Source organism: Chitinophaga polysaccharea, assembly GCF_007829335.1.
In the GTDB taxonomy this organism is placed as follows: domain Bacteria; phylum Bacteroidota; class Bacteroidia; order Chitinophagales; family Chitinophagaceae; genus Chitinophaga; species Chitinophaga polysaccharea_B.
Map to the genome: position 1 here is coordinate 78,007 of NZ_VIWO01000003.1, position 16,595 is coordinate 94,601.

Annotated in this window: 14 protein-coding genes and 2 tRNA genes; 9 read left to right on the top strand and 7 right to left on the bottom strand. The window is 47.1% G+C overall.

All coding sequences use genetic code 11. The features are described from left to right. Positions 1–150 precede the first annotated feature (150 nt). Complete coding sequence (locus FHW36_RS11980; protein ID WP_145668190.1) at positions 151–738, bottom strand: DUF445 domain-containing protein; 588 nt, start codon at positions 736–738, stop codon at positions 151–153. A 230-nt stretch (positions 739–968) separates the two neighbouring features. On the opposite strand from FHW36_RS11980, the gene FHW36_RS11985 reads away from it, so the two are divergent. Next, a tRNA-His gene (locus FHW36_RS11985) sits at positions 969–1,045 on the top strand. A 210-nt stretch (positions 1,046–1,255) separates the two neighbouring features. Here the strand turns inward: FHW36_RS11985 and FHW36_RS11990 are convergent. Continuing rightward, a tRNA-His gene (locus FHW36_RS11990) sits at positions 1,256–1,329 on the bottom strand. Positions 1,330–1,749: 420 nt separating this feature from the next. Between FHW36_RS11990 and FHW36_RS11995 the strand changes: the two genes are divergently transcribed. Then, complete coding sequence (locus tag FHW36_RS11995) at positions 1,750–2,955, top strand: hypothetical protein (protein ID WP_145668193.1); 1,206 nt, start codon at positions 1,750–1,752, stop codon at positions 2,953–2,955. Positions 2,956–3,164: 209 nt separating this feature from the next. Beyond that, the gene (locus FHW36_RS12000; protein ID WP_145668196.1) at positions 3,165–3,704 is read left to right on the top strand and encodes a hypothetical protein; all 540 of its coding nucleotides are present in this window, start codon (positions 3,165–3,167) and stop codon (positions 3,702–3,704) included. Here the strand turns inward: FHW36_RS12000 and FHW36_RS12005 are convergent. Next, positions 3,701–4,801: a lipase family protein gene (locus FHW36_RS12005; RefSeq protein WP_145668199.1), complete on the bottom strand. Its 1,101-nt coding sequence runs from the start codon at positions 4,799–4,801 to the stop codon at positions 3,701–3,703. The two genes, FHW36_RS12000 and FHW36_RS12005, sit on opposite strands and share 4 nt — an antisense overlap. A gap of 137 nt (positions 4,802–4,938) precedes the next feature. Between FHW36_RS12005 and aspA the strand changes: the two genes are divergently transcribed. Further along, a complete protein-coding gene (gene aspA, locus FHW36_RS12010) occupies positions 4,939–6,342 on the top strand; it encodes an aspartate ammonia-lyase (RefSeq protein WP_145668202.1) in 1,404 nt (467 codons plus the stop codon). Here the strand turns inward: aspA and FHW36_RS30945 are convergent. After that, the gene (locus FHW36_RS30945) at positions 6,327–6,461 is read right to left on the bottom strand and encodes a hypothetical protein (protein ID WP_262713390.1); all 135 of its coding nucleotides are present in this window, start codon (positions 6,459–6,461) and stop codon (positions 6,327–6,329) included. The genes aspA and FHW36_RS30945 overlap by 16 nt on opposite strands. Here FHW36_RS30945 and FHW36_RS12015 point away from each other — a divergent pair, their 5' ends adjacent. Further along, positions 6,462–7,802 carry an anaerobic C4-dicarboxylate transporter family protein gene (locus FHW36_RS12015; RefSeq protein ID WP_145668205.1) on the top strand — a complete coding sequence of 447 codons (1,341 nt, stop codon included), beginning with the start codon at positions 6,462–6,464 and terminating at the stop codon, positions 7,800–7,802. Positions 7,803–7,874: 72 nt separating this feature from the next. Here the strand turns inward: FHW36_RS12015 and FHW36_RS12020 are convergent, their stop codons facing one another. Beyond that, a complete protein-coding gene (locus FHW36_RS12020; protein WP_145668208.1) occupies positions 7,875–10,337 on the bottom strand; it encodes an MG2 domain-containing protein in 2,463 nt (820 codons plus the stop codon). Between the two features lie 120 nt (positions 10,338–10,457). On the opposite strand from FHW36_RS12020, the gene FHW36_RS12025 reads away from it, so the two are divergent. Then, on the top strand, positions 10,458–11,693 hold the full coding sequence (locus FHW36_RS12025; RefSeq protein WP_145668211.1) for a BaiN/RdsA family NAD(P)/FAD-dependent oxidoreductase: 1,236 nt from the start codon (positions 10,458–10,460) through the stop codon (positions 11,691–11,693). A gap of 61 nt (positions 11,694–11,754) precedes the next feature. Here the strand turns inward: FHW36_RS12025 and FHW36_RS12030 are convergent, their stop codons facing one another. Then, the gene (locus tag FHW36_RS12030; protein WP_145668214.1) at positions 11,755–12,384 is read right to left on the bottom strand and encodes a deoxynucleoside kinase; all 630 of its coding nucleotides are present in this window, start codon (positions 12,382–12,384) and stop codon (positions 11,755–11,757) included. A 40-nt stretch (positions 12,385–12,424) separates the two neighbouring features. Further along, positions 12,425–12,910 (bottom strand): 2-amino-4-hydroxy-6-hydroxymethyldihydropteridine diphosphokinase, encoded by a 486-nt coding sequence (gene folK / locus FHW36_RS12035; RefSeq protein ID WP_145668216.1) that lies wholly within the window; start codon positions 12,908–12,910, stop codon positions 12,425–12,427. Positions 12,911–12,996: 86 nt separating this feature from the next. Between folK and sppA the strand changes: the two genes are divergently transcribed. The 3 genes from sppA to FHW36_RS12050 all read left to right on the top strand — a co-directional run bounded on the left by sppA (position 12,997) and on the right by FHW36_RS12050 (position 16,585). Beyond that, positions 12,997–14,748, top strand: a complete 1,752-nt coding sequence (gene sppA, locus FHW36_RS12040) for a signal peptide peptidase SppA (RefSeq protein WP_145668219.1) — start codon at positions 12,997–12,999, stop codon at positions 14,746–14,748. Positions 14,749–14,908: 160 nt separating this feature from the next. After that, positions 14,909–16,015, top strand: coding sequence for an ABC transporter permease (locus FHW36_RS12045; protein ID WP_145668222.1), 1,107 nt, complete (start codon positions 14,909–14,911; stop codon positions 16,013–16,015). Positions 16,016–16,054: 39 nt separating this feature from the next. After that, a complete protein-coding gene (locus FHW36_RS12050; RefSeq protein WP_145668226.1) occupies positions 16,055–16,585 on the top strand; it encodes an SRPBCC family protein in 531 nt (176 codons plus the stop codon). Positions 16,586–16,595 lie beyond the last annotated feature (10 nt).

Here is a 16,595-nt window from a genome sequence, read left to right on the forward strand (position 1 = left end):
TCCCGACTTTTCTTATCAGATGAAACAAAAGTATCGGGGTATAGGTATGAAAGGTCGGAGATTGTGATGAGTGGGATTATTATCCGCAGGAAATCACAAAAACAGGCGCTAAGAGGTCTTAACAGTAGTTAACAAAGCCCTTATGGCGGCTTAAAGGAGGCTGATGCCCATGGCAATAAGCCCGGTGATAAACCCGGTGAGCGCGCCCAGCCATTTAAATTGCCGGAGGGCAGCGGGGAGGAGGCGATGAACCGTACGCTCCAGCTCTTCTGCGGATATGGCGGTTATTTTTTCTGTCACCATTTTTTCCAGGTCCAGGTCTTTTTCTGCGTTGTCGAGATATTGGCTAATTAAAACGGGGAACAGTGTATCCAGTTCGGTTACCAGGTGTGATTTGATCTGGTTAACGATGCTGTCGCCAATGAACATGGAGAGGACAGGCATTGCTTTGGGGAGTCTTTCGCGGAGGAAGGAGTCGAGGTGAGTTTCCACCAGCGGAATGATTTTTTTTATCTTTTCCGGATCTGTCAGTTTGCGCTTAATATCTTCAAAGGAAAAGCTTCCGGCCACCATAGCGCCGATGCCTGCGGCCAATTGCGCCTGTCTTTTAGGGAACACTCCCTGCAGGGTAATGAATCCGATTTTTACGGGTTGATAGGGGCGAAACAGCAGTGTAGTGGCAAGGCTGTTAAGCAACCAACCAATGAGGGCAGCAATAAGTGGGAGGAAAAAGATCATTATGAGTAATTGATTTTCAGGTTATCACAAATGTAGAGAATCAATGGGCAATTCTTGCATAGTTTATAATAAGATTGTTTTAACGGGATGCGCTCGTATAGACGGCATCATTATCACGGTTATTTTTGCGCTGAAAAATCTTCTTTAAAAAAACAGCTGAAAAATTTCTTTTGTAGAGAAAGATTCTCTTATATTTGCACTCCCAAAAACGAGATAATCGTTTGGACACGGTGGTTGTAGCTCAGTTGGTTAGAGCATCAGATTGTGGTTCTGAGGGTCGAGGGTTCGAAACCCTTCAATCACCCCAAATAAAGTAAGGCTTCAGTAATGAAGCCTTTTTTATTTTTATATCTCTCGCAAAGTCGCTAAGCAATTTTTTACAGCAATAAGTTCACAAGAAATTTTTTCGATGAAGAAATAAGGCGATGAGGTAGTCACGCTGAAAACCTCCTTTACTTTTTGTTCCTTACGAGGAACAAAAAAGGCTTCGTATTTTACGAAGCCTTTTTAAAACCTGGGTGATTGAAGGGTTTCGAACCCTCGACCCTCAGAACCACAATCTGATGCTCTAACCAACTGAGCTACAACCACCGTTTTTCCGTTGTTGGGAGTGCAAAGATAAGCGAAAGTATTTTTAAATTCCAAAAACTTTGAACAAAAAAATTTCAAGGCGTTACACATGAGGAATGTTTTAAATGTAATTGTCTGTCCGCCGTATTAACTGATCTGGTTGTTTGCAGGTGTTTACTACGCGTTTTAGAATTATTCACAGGTTTTGCACACTTCCGGAAAAAATGTATCTTTGCGCACTTTCCCATTCCATTCCCATTTTTTTAATTAGTTGATTATCAGCTGAATGTTGTTTGCTTAGCATCAGAAAAGCCCTTGTTTCCGGGTATTTCGATGCGGTTGAGTGTGGATATGTTGCCCAGGACGGAATATTTAACAAAATTCCCTTGCTACTGTCAATTAGAGTAATATAAGTGTTTAATTTTTAATTGTATATACATTATGGATCAGCTAAAACTGAAGTTACAGGAGTACTATCAGCGTTACCAGCAAATGGACCAACGGGTGAAGCCTGGAAAGGAGGAGCCTGGTTTTGAGGACGTGCTGGACATGGAAAACGATATTCTTTCACAGTTTGGATTGCCGACGTCCCGTCGATTTGTGCAGATACTGCACGACTTTGTACATCACGGTCATGTGAGCGACCAGCTGCTGGATTTTGTGAGCAAGAAACTGCGTACTGCTGCACGCAAATACCTGTTATCGCCTGTTATGTCGGACATTGATCTGCTGGAAGGAGCCCGCGAACAGAAACGGAGTCCCTACGATGTATTACCGGAGCTGGGCTACCCGGTACATGAATATGCATTGTTCCTGTTGGGTGAACTCTTTTACCGCCGCAACATGGCCGCTACCGATATCGTGGATGAGCTGAAAAAAATGCAGCACTTCGACAGCTGGGGTGATCTGATGTTGTTGAGCAAAATACATAATCATACTACCCATGAACTGTATGCCAAGCTGAAAAAGCATGAGCTGCGTTTTATCGATGAGTTTATACAGTTTACCCGCCGCCAGGAACCATCCCGGCTGGTGAATAAACGCGCTACTCCCCTGGAAGAAGGCTATACACCCAACTACAAAACCATTACCAAGGTACAGGTGGAAGACATCATCTTCGATGAGCAAACCTCTCCCAGCTTATTTGGTAAGATAAAGAGTGGTCGCGGTTACGCCCGTATCACCATCAGCCTGGAGTTTTCAGAATTGAACCAGATCCTGATGAGCAGCGATGAACTGGGGGTAGAAATCAGCAATCATATCAAAAAGCGCCTGGCTAATCCCGCTGCGGAAAAACCAACGGTGATAGATATACGCGCCGAATTCGGAGATGTATTGAAACTCGACAACTGCTATCTCGAGGTATATAAACCTCAGCACCGGGAAGGCAGCAAATGGGTAGAAGACAAAGACAACTTCTACTTCGTGGATAAAATTCTCTCTAAAAAAGAATTTGAAAAACGTACCAAAGAAGCGGAAGTAAAACGTAAAATACAGGAATGCCTGGAACTGATCGGTGGCTCTTATGTATATTACCAGCGGCTGCGCCGCCTCGGCATCACCGATGAAGAAGCCAAGCTCCGTGCAGGCTTACAGGATGAGCTCCTGTTTAAATTGTCTTTCTTCCTGAATAAAGTGAAGGAGTAACAACAGGCTACAAAATAAAATGATTGAGGCGAATGATGTAAATCATTCGCCTCAATCATTTAGGACTACAGCAATCCAATGCCCAGCGTGAGCACACATATGGCCAGTAAAAGAACGCCTGTATATAAAATACCTGCTTGTTTATTGCGGCCCCTTAACAAATGTTAGTTTCTTCCTTACGGGGAATTTTTTATGTTTGAGGAAAAAAAATGGAAGAACTTACATTGGGCGTTGGCTCCAGGGTACAGCACGCCCACTTCGGCCCCGGCGTAATTGTAGCGGTAAAATATGCGCAGTACCGTGTTACCTTCATGGACCATGGGATTAAAATGATCGATAAAACGGATCCGCTTTTTGAAGTGCTCGTAGCAGAAAACGCAACGCCTGAAGTTGAAACCGCATCAGACGTGGAAACATCGCTACTCAAGATTCTACGGCTCTGGGGCGGCATTACGGAAGTAGTTCCCCTGGGCGACCGCTGGAAGGGTGGTACAATGATCCTGCAACCCGGCGACACTAGCCTTAAAGCCAAGGAATTACCGATAGATACCTTCTTCCATAAAATAGTGATGCTGCGTGACCGCCTGCGGGTACTGGAGCAAAATATCAACAGCCATAAAGTGCTGACGGATGAAGAGAAGGTAAATATACAACAGTATATTACCCGTATCTACGGCTCTCTTACCACCTTCAATGTATTGTTCAGAGATAAGGAGCATTGGTTTACCGGGGAGAAGACCAACGACTAGTTTGTATCTATGTGGTAAATCTGTTCCAGTTCCCAGCGGTAGGGTCCCAGCATATGATGGGTGAATACGTTTTTACCGTTGAAAGGAAATTTTTCATCATACCCGTTTACCGGATATAATATCACCGGGGTACCTGCCGGGGTATAGCTGTGGCTGTTCACAAAATCCGGCCGCCCATACTCCGGCAAAATTTTCTGCACCCGTTTGGCCGCAAACTTTCCCAATACCCTTTGCAAACGCCGGGAAGATCGTTTGGTAGGACGGTCGAGGCGTCCGTACATATAGCGTAAGGCGCCGCGGATAGGCCATTTTTGTGCTTTGATAGCACCGCTGATATCTGTAAAGGGATTAACTGTAGTAAAGTCGCGGGTAGTTTGTATAGAGAACGGCGTTTCCGGTACCCAATCCCGGGTATTCACTACCCTCAATCCCCAGCCATCGCGGCTGATGTAATCAAAATCATATGCATATTCCTGGTTACCCGGTTTAGGAGCAGCGCTGGCGTAGGTTTTAAACACCAGGCCTTTGGGAAGTCCTTCTGTATATTCGAAATAGGAGCGCATCAGAAAACAGATCGCACCGCCCTGGCTATGCCCGAAGATGATATATTCGTGTATGCCTTGCTGATAGTATTCATTGATTTTACGGATCATGTCGGGTCCCATGGCGGCTACCGCCAGCATCCAGCCGGCGTGTACATAAGCTTTCGGATTTTGTGCCACTTTGTAGGGAACAATGGTACTGTCGTTCAGTTTTAGTTTTCCCTGGGCAGGGATCATGCCTGCATAAAAGTTTTCCAGCCACGAAGTACTGGTACCGTTGGTGCCGCGGATAGAAATAATGCCTACGCCATCTTTGCGCAGCCATAAGTCCCAGCGATTTTCCAGTCCCACTACCGGTGAACGGTACATCAGCTCACAATCGCGCGGTGAGGTACTCATCACTTTTGTCCACGGCGTATCCGCCATACGGTCTACCAGTTTTAACAGTTCGCTGTATTCCGAAGGATTGAAATTAGGTGACAGGTGCTGTCCAACAGCATTATTTCTCCCGAAAAATAAAATTAGAAAACAGAACAGTGAAATACGGATCCCCATAGATAATTACGAATTACAAAACGTTAACAACGTATAAAATACTAATAAAAGTGCGTTGCTTTAAAACAAAATGAAACAATTCGGCTGGTGCTATTGTTCTAAATGCGTTTAACTTTCATGCCTAAATTAATCTAAATATGGGAAAGAGAATTGAGCACGATTTCCTCGGAGAAAAGGAAATACCCCAGGATGTTTACTATGGTATTCAAACATTGCGTGCTATTGAAAACTTTCATATTACCGGTATTCCGCTGATGGTGGAACCCGTATTTGTTCAGGCTTTGGGTTATGTGAAGAAAGGTGCGGCCATGGCTAACCGGGACCTGGGCGTACTGGATAAAAATATTGCGGAATATATTATTAAGGCATGCGACCGGGTGATAGCCGGGGAGTTCAACAACCAGTTCCTGAGCGACCTGATACAAGGTGGCGCCGGCACGTCGGTAAATATGAATGCCAATGAAGTGATTGCCAATATTGCCCTGGAAATGATGGGCAAGGAGAAAGGGCAGTATGAATTTTGCCATCCCAACAATCATGTAAACTGCTCCCAGTCTACCAACGATGCCTATCCCACCGCTTTCCGCATTGCGCTGATCAATAAACTTACCGGTTATAAGGAGATACTGGGCGACCTGGCAGGAGCCTTCCAGGCCAAGGGCGAGGAGTTCAAAGATGTACTGAAAATGGGCCGCACCCAATTGCAGGATGCCGTACCCATGAGCATGGGAGATGAATTCAAAGCTTTTGCCACCAATATCAATGAAGAGCTATCACGTATAGAAGACAGCAAACGCCTGATCTCAGAAATCAACATGGGGGCTACGGCAATTGGTACGGGTGTAAATGCGCCCAAAGGATATGCGGCGCTGGTCACTAAATACCTTGCCGAAATAACCGGGCTGGAACTGGTGCTGGCAGGCGACCTCATTGAAGCTACTTACGATACAGGTGCTTACGTGCAGCTATCGGGCGTGTTGAAACGTACTGCGGTAAAAATTTCCAAGATATGCAACGACCTGCGGTTATTATCTTCCGGTCCACGTACAGGGCTAAACGAAATTAACCTGCCCCCTATGCAGCCAGGGTCTTCTATTATGCCGGGAAAGGTAAACCCTGTAATCCCGGAAGTGGTGAATCAAACGGCTTTTTATGTTATTGGTGCCGACCTGATGGTGACCATGGCCGCAGAGGCAGGACAGTTGCAGCTCAACGTGATGGAGCCTACGATTTCTTTTGCGTTGTTTACCGCTATCACTTATATGAGTAATGCCTGCAAAACGTTGAAAGATAAATGTGTGGTAGGGATTACGGCGAATGCCGACCGTACGCGGGAAATGGTGATGCAGAGCATTGGTATAGTGACCCAGCTGAATCCTATTATCGGTTATGAGAAATGTTCTGCTATTGCGCGCGAAGCGCTGGAAACAGGTAAATCGGTGCACGACCTGGCAGTAAAGGAAAAGCAATGGGTAACACAGGAGAAGTGGGATGAAATTTTCACCTTCGATAACCTGATCAGACCTCAGTTTATACAATAAGTACCGGTACCGGTTAACCGGGCATCCGGTTGGCCGGTGCTGTACCGCCGCGTTACAGGCATTGAGTGCGACTGGTATTTATGACCGAATATGGTTATCTTCAGCCATACTTTCTTCATATGATCTGGTTACAATTTGCAATTTTACTGGGGGCTATCCTTATTGGTGCCCGTATGAAGGGCATAGGATTAGGAGTGATGGGTATGGTGGCCCTGGCAATTTATATATTCCTGTTCAGGATGCGTCCAGCAGATCCGCCTATTGATGTAATGCTGATCATATTAGCGGTAGTCAGCACTGCTGCTACCTTGCAGGCTGCAGGGGGAATGGATTACCTCGTAAGGCTGGCAGAGAAGATCCTTCGCAGCCAACCTTCACTGATTGTGTTACTGGGCCCCCTGGTCACTTATGTATTTACCCTATTCGCCGGTACGGCGCATGTCACGTATTCCCTGCTGCCCATTATCGCAGAAGTATCTACCAAAAAACGTATACGGCCCGAAAGGGCGCTGAGTATTTCCGTGATCTCTGCCCACCTGGCTATTACTGCGAGCCCCATATCGGCGGCTACTGCGGCGTTGTTGACGATCCTTGGTGGCAAGATGTCGCTGCTGGATATCCTGAAAGTATGCATCCCGGCTACGCTGATAGGTACCTTGGCGGGTGTGGTTGTATGTTGGAAGAAAGGGAAGGACCTTGATAAAGACCCGTTGTTCCTTGAGAAAATGAAAGACCCGGCTTTCGCCGCAAGTATCGATACAAACGTGGCTACAGCCGAAGCACCGTTGTTGCCTGGCGCCAAAGCTTCGGTTTTTATTTTTGGACTAGCGGTGTTAATGATTGTGCTGGTGGGAGCGTTTCCCGCCATGCTGCCTTCATTTGGGGCAGGTAACAGTAACCTGTCGGTAGATGCGCTGGGGCATATTAAGATGTCGGCCGTCATAGAACTGGTGATGCTGGCGGCAGCTGCGGCTATTATGTTGATTTGCCGTACTACGGCAGCAGCGGTAGCTAAGGCCAGTTTGTTCAATTCTGGCGCCCAGGCGGTGGTATCGATTTTTGGCGTGGTGTGGATGAGCGCTACTTTCATGCAAAGTAATGCCGCTACTATAGAGCATGCCCTGGGAGATATGGTGCGTTCGGCGCCCTGGACTTTCGCCATTGCCCTGTTCTTGCTGAGCATCCTGCTTTTCAGCCAGGCGGCTACTACTAAGGCATTGATGCCGCTCGGGGTAACCCTGGGCATTGTACCGCCCTATATGCTGGCTATGTTCCCGGCAGTAAACGGCGACTTTGTATTGCCAGGTTATCCTACACTGCTGGCGGCTATTAACTTTGATCGCACCGGCAGCACCCATATAGGAAAATATCTGGTGAATCATAGCTTTATGATACCGGGTATTGTAAGTGTGGCGGTATCTGTAGTAGTGGGTTTTTTGCTTGCAGGAATATTGTTGTAATACTATCATAAAAAAAGGGAAGGGCGAATGATGATCATCATTCGCCCTTCCCTTTTTTATGACATGATTTTATCAGAATTCCTTTTCCAGTCGGCCTACACTACCATCTTCGGTAATACCTTCCGCTACTAAACGGAAACGTTTGGTGAAGTCGTTGTTGTAGAAATGGAAACGGGCTGTATGCATCGTGGTGTCTATCGCTACGTTCGGGTTCCAATAGAGCGTGAGACGTTTATCCGGTAAGGCATGTACCTCTTTCTTCACGGAGTAATCCGGGGAGTAGAACTGTTTTACCACCGTATAGCCAGCTTTCTTGTACAGTTTAAATCCTCTGATGCTGGGATCATTTTTAGGTGCATTGTCGCCACCTTTCTTGGTGTATACCGCGATAGCGCCGTTAGCGCCGCCAAAGCCACCCATAAATGGAGGGCGGAATACTTTTACCAGGGCAATATCCTGCATGGAGAGGGTGCTCAGCATGCTCACATCTGTTTGCATTTCATTCAGGTATAAACCTGGTTTTCCACCGCGCCACGAAAGCGAGGGGTTGTTGAGATCACCGGTGATCTGTAACCCTGCTACTTTTGACTGGAGATATTGGAATACGTTGAGTGAAATCGGTGTTTCCTTGGTGAGGTCGAAGGTATAACCATCGCCGCCGGAGAACATACCGGAAGTATAGCGTTTTTCGGTGGTTTCTTCCGGTTTCACCTTTTTGGCATTTACGTTTACTTCCTGCAGGTATACCGTTTTATTGTTGATAGAGCGCATTACTTTATTGCCTTCTGATGCCGTTACCAGGAATTGCTTCAATGCGTTGGGATCTACTGCTGGCGGTACCCGCAGCGGATAAGGTATTTTAATTTGTGTGGGACGTTCGAAGAAGTGGTTATCGAACTTCACATTTACATCCACTCCTTTTTTCACGAGGTCGTTGCCCTGGTAGTAGATATAAGCTGTATCCGGGAATACCATGTTGGCCACTTCAAATTGTCCTTTGTCATTGATAGGTGCAGAAGCAAACATAGAGGAGCTGTCGATCGGCAGGCGGATGATCATATCCAGTTTGCCGGTAGGCATGGGCCGGCCATTGAGCATGGTGGCTACTCCTTTCATGCTGAGTCCCTGTTCGTAAGGGAACCGGATGTCGGGGAACTGGTTATTAACAATTTTTTCCCAGCTGAAGCGCGACCAACCATTGGTCATCATCACCAGGTCCAGTCCTTTCAGGGTGGAGTCGGCGGTATTCCGGAAATACCAGGATGGGTTATAAATATATCCTTTCAGATCGGAGGTCAGCAAAAAGGTAGATACAATGTTGTTGGAATTTTTATCTACAGGTACTGCGTCAGCATCTGTTACAGACACGGAAATGTTGGATTGTATGCTATCGGGTAATCGCAGCTCGATGGTATTCAGCGACCTGGGTTCTTTATGGGTGTCGGCATCCAGTACGTCCATTTCCAGCAGATCGTTTTTACGTACAAAGGCCAGTCGCTCAGACAAAGGCAGTCCTGTTTTGGCAAAGAGGGTGATGTGGAGGATACCGGTAGGGATGTGATCTGCCGGGATAAAACCGCTGATGCGGCCTTCTCCTACATTGAGACTGGCTTTATAGACCAGCTGGGAGCCCATTTGCGCCAGGATGATCAGGTCATTGAGTGAGGTGTCGGTAACATTACCAGGAACCGCCTGGTAGAAGATGCGGTTACCTTTGTTAAATACTTTCAGGGAAGCGCCGGTGGTTACCGCTGCCGGAAGGGCAATGGTTTTGGTGCCTTTTGCGCTTTTCACCACCGCCTGGAATGCATCCTGGGCATCGGCAGGTGTAATTTCGAAGCTACCCATTCCATCATGCAGGGTTTTAATGGCGGCGCTGCTGGTGTTTTTGCTATTTTTTACCATACCGGATACCTCGATCGGGTAGCCGTTGTTGTCGATGGCTTTAAAGGCAACAATGTTAGGCTGACCGGCAATCAGGTTTCCTCCTTCGGGGAAGAACTGTACGGAAAAGTCGGGCGTAGTGGCGGCGGCAGTATCTGCCGGTGCCTTGCTTTTGCCGGAGGCGTCAAATATTTCAATATTCCTGCTATAGCTGAAGGCGGGGTCGAAGTTGAGCATCCAGGAGGTATAGGCACGGAGCTGGTATACGCCTGGTTTCTGTGTTTCCGGCAGTTCAAAGAAGCCGGGAGAACCCCCATTGCCTACGGCAAATAATTTTTTCTGGACAATCGTATTGTTTTTATCAAGCAGTTCTACATACAGGTTGGTGGCGGTAGTAGCCGGCGCGCCCTGTAGCGTAAGGTATCCTTTGAACCAGATGGTTTCCCCGGCGGCATAATAGTCTTTGTCGAGGTGCAGGTATACCTTTTCCGCAGGATAGCGGGAGCCAAATGTATGTAAAGCTTTTATGATGCGGTCGGACCAGTCATCATTCGATGGTAGGATAGCCAGTGCACTCATTACGCCGGTTAACAGAACGGCTGGGATCATCCATTTCAGGTGATGTCGCTTTTTCTTCAGGTGCGGTTGCATGCAATATAGTTTGAGCCAGTATAATATATGTAAAAATATAAACTTCGGAAGATTAATCGATAAGATTACGGTAGGTTTGTTATTATTGCGTGTTCAAGCCTTGGTTTTAACAAGATTTTAATGAATTCAGAAAGAAAACGTTTAGTGGTGACTGGTGGCGGGGCTGCCGGCTTTTTTTGTGCCGTGAATGCAGCGCGGCTTTGTCCGCAGCTGGAGGTGATACTGCTGGAAAAAACCGGTAAGTTGTTGTCTAAAGTAAAAGTGAGTGGTGGTGGGCGTTGTAATGTAACGCACAACGCCCCGGATATTACGTATATGGCTAAACGCTATCCAAGGGGACAACATTTTGTAAAGAAGGCTTTCTCGCGGTTTTTTGTACCTGATACCGTGGCCTGGTTTGCAGAAAGAGGGGTGAGACTGAAGGCGGAAGAGGATGGCCGAATGTTCCCGGTAACGGATAGCTCCCAAACCATTATCGATTGCCTGTTGAAGGAGGCCGATAAGTATCATGTGAGCATACGCACCAACACAGAAGTAATGGGTTTTACGAAAACGGCCCAGGGGCGTTGGGAATTGCAATTGCAGGCGGGTACTACGCTGAAAGCGGATTACCTGTGTATTGCTGCCGGCGGCTATGCCCAGGCGGGTAAGTTTGCCTGGCTGGAGGCCTGCGGACATAGCATCGTACCTCCGGCGCCTTCCCTGTTTACTTTTAATATGCCGGGGAATCCGATTACCAGCCTGATGGGCGTGGCAACCACGGCGCAGGTAAAGGTAGCCGGTACCAAACTACAGGAACTGGGCCCGGTGCTGATCACCCATTGGGGGATGAGCGGTCCGGCAGTATTGCGCTTGTCGGCCTGGGGCGCCCGGGAGCTGCAACAAATGCAATATACCTTTACTGCGGTCGTGAACTGGTTACCGGATTACAACGAAAATACGCTGCGCGACTACTGGCAACAGGCACGTATCGACGCGGGTAAGCAGAAAATATATAATAAAAATCCTTTTGGATTACCTCAGCGACTTTGGCAGTTCCTGTTACAGCAGGTAGGTATTGGAGAAGACATACGCTGGGCCGACCTTCCGGCCAAAGACCAGAACCGGCTCATTAAGCTGCTGGTGAGTATGGAGTTTCCTGTGAAAGGTAAAACGACATTTAAAGAGGAGTTTGTGACCTGTGGCGGCGTCACACTCAGTGAAATTGACCCGGCTACCATGGAAAGCCGTATGGCGCCTGGTTTATATTTTGCCGGAGAAGTAATGGATGTAGATGGGATCACAGGCGGCTTTAATTTCCAGCATGCCTGGACCAGTGGTTTTGTAGCGGCAAGCGCTATTGCCCAACAGGATTGAGCTTATGTATAAAAAAAAGGAAAAGAACGATAGTGCTATCGTTCTTTTCCTTTTTTTATAATTATAATTTGAGATAATGTACTCCCGGTGCATATTCCTTTTCCAGTGCCAGCAGCAGGTTTTCAAAATCTTTCGGTTGCCGCAGGAAATCCACTTTCGTGGTATCTATCACGAGGGTACGTACCGGGTGTTGTTTAATGTATTGCATATAGGTGTCGTGTACATTCAGCAGGTATTCATCCGGAATATGCTGTTCGTACGACCGGTTACGGTGTTTAATGTTTTCCTGTAGTTTAGCTACAGGCGCATTCAGGAAGATAAGCAGTTCGGGTTGTACCAGCTGTGGGTTGATGATATCGAATAATTTCTGGTACAGGGAATATTCTTCTTCCGGCAGGTTAATTTTTGCGAACAGCAGGCTTTTGATAAAGAGGTAATCAGAAATGATGACATCGCTGAAGAGATCTTTCGACTGCAGCATTTCCTTCAGTTGTTTATAGCGTTCGGCCATGAAAAACAGTTCCAGCGGGAAGGCGTATTGCTGCGGGCGGTCATAAAAGAGAGGTAAAAAAGGGTTATCGGCAAATTCTTCCAGGATGAGCTTAGCAGAGAAATGAGCAGACAACATATTCGCCAGGGTGGTTTTCCCGGCGCCTATATTTCCTTCTACCGTAATAAATTTATAGTGCATGAATGTTTATTTAGTATGTAAGCATCGCTGTGGGTAGGTATTAAGGTTGATAGCGGCCGGCCGGCAGCGTGTCGGTACAGCTGGCCGCCAGTTCGCGCACTGTTTGGTGTAATACCGGGTGAACATAGTTGGGTACTATCTCCAATAGTGGTACTAATACAAATTGCCGGAGCTGCATCCTGGGATGCGGAACTTTCAGTTCCGGCAGTGATATCACGCTGTCATTGAAAAAGATTAGATCAATGTCGATCACGCGCGACCCCCATTTCTGCTGGCGGATGCGTCCTATTTTCCGTTCAATTTCCAATAGTGTATGCAATAACGTTAGTGCATCCATGTTGGTGCGGATTTCCACCCCCTGGTTCAGGTAATCGGGTTGATCCACGGCTCCCCAGGGAGCGGTCTGGTATAAGGCGGAGGTTTGTACTACCTCTCCGGCAGTTTCCTGGATAAGTTGTACCGCCTGCTGGAGGTTCCCGGTACGATCTCCTAAATTGCCACCTATAAGTAATATTGCTGTATTCATGTATATTTCGAACCTCAAAAGTAGCCATATTCCTTATTTTTGAGAAAATGTATCTTGTTATCTCAGTTTCATCTTAATAAAAACGTATGCGTTTCTTTAAAGTTTTCCTCGCTTCCCTGCTTGCCTTTGTTGTTTTCACGATTATTTGCTTCATCGTATTAACGGTCATGATAGGCAGGGCGCTTACCACAGAAAAGGTAAATATTTCCCCCAATGGCGTGCTGGTACTCGAAACCGGACAGGTCTATAAAGAACAAAAGTTAGTGAACCCGATCGGCGCATTGTTAAGAGATGAACCGGGCGAGGTACCAGGATTGTATCAGACAATACGCTTGATTGGCAATGCGGCTACTGACGACAATATCAAGGGTATTTACCTGAAAGTAAATGGTAATCCCAATGGATTTGCCAGCACGGAAGAGTTGCGCGATGCATTGCTTCGTTTCCGCAAGTCCGGCAAATTTGTGGTGGCTTATGGAGAAGTGATGGAGCAGAGCGCTTACTACCTGGCCACTGCAGCGGATAAGCTTTACCTGAACCCTAAGGGAGCGTTAGATTTTACCGGTTTTTCCAGCCAGCTGACGTTTTTAAAAGGAACGCTTGAAAAACTGGAGATCAAGCCGGAGATCTTTTATTGCGGGAAATTTAAAAGTGCAACAGAGCCTTTACGCGAAACCCAGATGACTGAGGCTAACCGGGTGCAGACCACCCAGTTCCTGGGCGAGTTATACAGCAACTTCCTTACGGGCGTGGGTAAAGCACGTCATATAGATACTGCTGCCTTGCATGGTTATGCCAATGAAAACCTGATCCAGGAGCCTGCGGATGCGCTGAAATATAAACTGGTAGATGGATTGAAATATGATGATGAAATAGTGGCGGAGCTGCAGGGCAAAACTGGTATCAAGTCAGATGAGAAGGTAAACCTGGTAAGCCTGGGTAGATATAATAACAGCACCACATTGAGCGATGGCAGCGGTGACAATAAAATTGCGCTGATCTATGCACAGGGCGATATTGTTGGAGGAGAATCGGAGCGTGATAATATCATTGCCAGTGAAAACTATATCCGGGAAATCCGTAAGGCCCGGCAGGATAAAGAAGTAAAGGCGATCCTGTTTCGCGTTAATTCCGGCGGCGGTAGCGCGCTGGCATCTGAAGTGATCTGGCGGGAATTATCGCTGGCCAAAAAAGTGAAGCCGGTAGTAGTTTCTATGGGAGATTATGCGGCTTCCGGAGGATATTACATTTCCTGTATGGCCGACAGCATCTTTGCGGAACCCAATACGTTGACCGGCTCTATCGGTGTATTTGGCGTGATGTTTAATATGCAGGACTTCTTTAAAAATAAGCTGGGCGTTACTTTCGATGGTGTAAAAACCGCTCAGTATGCAGACCTGGGTTCCGTAGGCCGTCCGTTGACAGAAGGAGAAAAACGTTTTATACAGAATGGAGTAGATAGTACCTATGCTTCTTTCAAATCCCGCGTAGTAGCTGGTAGAAAACTGGATGCCGCTATTGTGGACAGTATAGCGCAGGGGCGCGTATGGAGTGGGGTAGAAGCTCAGAAGCTGGGATTGGTAGACCGTATTGGCGGTATTACCGAAGCCCTGGCTTGTGCGGCCCGCCTGGCCAAGTTATCTGAATACCGTTTAAGTGAGTATCCAGAGGTAAAGGATCCGCTGTCGAAGCTGATGAAGACAGTTGGTGCGGATGTAAGTACGCATATGGTAAAGAAAGAGTTGGGTGTTAACTATGAGTTATACCAACAGATCAAGGAAGTGCAGGCTATGCACGGGGATATCCAGGCAAGAATGCCATTTAAATACAGTTTTTAAGCGATTTTGAGCAGAGGGCAGAGAGCAAAAAGCTATTGAGGAGATTGATCAAAGTGGTTTTTATCCGCTAAAATCAATCTCCTCAATAGCTTTTTACGTTCTGCCTGTTACTTTCTGCTTTTTTATAGTAGTTTTACCGCCGTTTTTAAAAGCAGATCAGATGAATGGAGCTAAGTACAGTCAGTTAAGGGCCATGCTGGCCATTACGAAGGGCAGTTTACGGGGTATTTTCCGGAGTCCTTCCGCCGTGGTATTCAGTTTAGGCTTCCCGATGGTATTTATCCTGGTATTCGGGTTTATTGGCGGTAGCAGTGTTTCCGTAAAAGTGGGAATTGACCGGCAAACGGATATCAAGAGTGAGTTTTACCAGGGCCTGATGCATGTGAACACCCTGAAGATGATTGCCGATCAGCCGGCATCGGAGATGGAAGATGACCTGAAAAAGGGGCGTTTGGTAGCCATTCTGAATATTGTACCCAGCGAGGGGGCCGATCATGTGATGCACTATGACATCCAGATGCGTACTTCCACGGCGTCGGATGCCAGCAAGAAGCAGATCCTGCTGAATATCCTGAAGGGGGTGACGACTAAACTGGACGACGAGGCGTATAAACGTCCTACGGTGGCTACCATTAGTCAAACGGAGATCCCGGGGCGGGAGTTTAAGACGATTGACTTTATCTTACCCGGACAGCTGGGTTTTGCGTTGATGAGTGCGGCGGTTTTTGGTACTGCTTTCTTGTTTTATAATATGCGTCAAACGCTGGTACTCAAGCGTTTTTTTGCTACTCCTATCAAGCGTACTTATATTGTATTGGCGGAAGCTGTGAGCAGGATGATTTTCCAGCTGATTAGCTCGGTAGTAATCATCGCTTTAGGGCATTTTGCCTTTGGCTTTACGCTGGTGCACGGATTTGCCACCTTCCTGGAAATGCTGGTATTATCTGTATTTGGACTGCTGGTATTCATGGGTTTTGGTTTTGTGGTAAGTAGCCTGGCGAAGAATGAAAGCACGATCCCTCCTTTGGCTAATATTGTGACCCTGCCCCAGTTTCTGCTGGCGGGCACCTTTTTTCCGATAGATTCTTTCCCTGGCTGGTTGCAGCCCATTTGTAAAATTATGCCACTGACTTACCTGATAGATGCCCTGCGCAAGGTAGCGTTTGAAGGGCAGCATTTATGGCATGTAAGCTGGGATATTGCTATCCTTACCTTATGGGGTATTGTCGTGTATGCGGTAGCCGTGAAAGTATTCAAATGGGAGTAATGCGATTTCGTTAGCTTTGTGCTATCTAAATCCAGTCAGATGCAAGCCTTTTTCATTATCCTGGGTGCATTTATTGTCCTAGTGCTGGGGCTCTTCATTTTCAGTTTATTCTTGTCCCCATCCGTAAAAGTAGAGCGATCGTTGCTCATGCCAGCCAAAGCGGGCGCCATTTTCCCGCTGGTCAATGTAGTGCACAACTGGGAGCTATGGTCGCCCTGGAAAGAACAGGATCCGATGGTAAAGATCACCTATGGGGAGAAGGAAAGCGGCGTGGGCGCAGGCTATAGCTGGGAAAGCCGCAACCGTAACGTGGGAAGGGGGCATATGTCGGTCACCGAATCGCGGGAGGACCAATATATTGCTACCAACACGGATTTCGGGGGAATGGGGATGGCCAAAGGATATTTCCGTTTCGATCCTATGCCAGAAGGCACGCTGGTTACCTGGGGAATGATATGCGATATGGGGCAGCATCCGCTACGGAAGGTAATGGGACTGATGATGGATAAGTGGGTAGGGAAGGATTTTGAGAAGGGATTAGGCAATATCAGGCGCCTGTTGCAACGATAAGGGGATGGCC

Bases quoted from the DNA above. Each gene is read 5' to 3' on its own strand.
- FHW36_RS11980 (WP_145668190.1), bottom strand. From the start codon at position 738: ATGATCTTTTTCCTCCCACTTATTGCTGCCCTCATTGGTTGGTTGCTT.
- FHW36_RS11995 (WP_145668193.1), top strand. From the start codon at position 1,750: ATGGATCAGCTAAAACTGAAGTTACAGGAGTACTATCAGCGTTACCAG.
- FHW36_RS12000 (WP_145668196.1), top strand. From the start codon at position 3,165: ATGGAAGAACTTACATTGGGCGTTGGCTCCAGGGTACAGCACGCCCAC.
- FHW36_RS12005 (WP_145668199.1), bottom strand. From the start codon at position 4,801: ATGGGGATCCGTATTTCACTGTTCTGTTTTCTAATTTTATTTTTCGGG.
- aspA (WP_145668202.1), top strand. From the start codon at position 4,939: ATGGGAAAGAGAATTGAGCACGATTTCCTCGGAGAAAAGGAAATACCC.
- FHW36_RS30945 (WP_262713390.1), bottom strand. From the start codon at position 6,461: ATGAAGAAAGTATGGCTGAAGATAACCATATTCGGTCATAAATACCAG.
- FHW36_RS12015 (WP_145668205.1), top strand. From the start codon at position 6,462: ATGATCTGGTTACAATTTGCAATTTTACTGGGGGCTATCCTTATTGGT.
- FHW36_RS12020 (WP_145668208.1), bottom strand. From the start codon at position 10,337: ATGCAACCGCACCTGAAGAAAAAGCGACATCACCTGAAATGGATGATC.
- FHW36_RS12025 (WP_145668211.1), top strand. From the start codon at position 10,458: ATGAATTCAGAAAGAAAACGTTTAGTGGTGACTGGTGGCGGGGCTGCC.
- FHW36_RS12030 (WP_145668214.1), bottom strand. From the start codon at position 12,384: ATGCACTATAAATTTATTACGGTAGAAGGAAATATAGGCGCCGGGAAA.
- folK (WP_145668216.1), bottom strand. From the start codon at position 12,910: ATGAATACAGCAATATTACTTATAGGTGGCAATTTAGGAGATCGTACC.
- sppA (WP_145668219.1), top strand. From the start codon at position 12,997: ATGCGTTTCTTTAAAGTTTTCCTCGCTTCCCTGCTTGCCTTTGTTGTT.
- FHW36_RS12045 (WP_145668222.1), top strand. From the start codon at position 14,909: ATGAATGGAGCTAAGTACAGTCAGTTAAGGGCCATGCTGGCCATTACG.
- FHW36_RS12050 (WP_145668226.1), top strand. From the start codon at position 16,055: ATGCAAGCCTTTTTCATTATCCTGGGTGCATTTATTGTCCTAGTGCTG.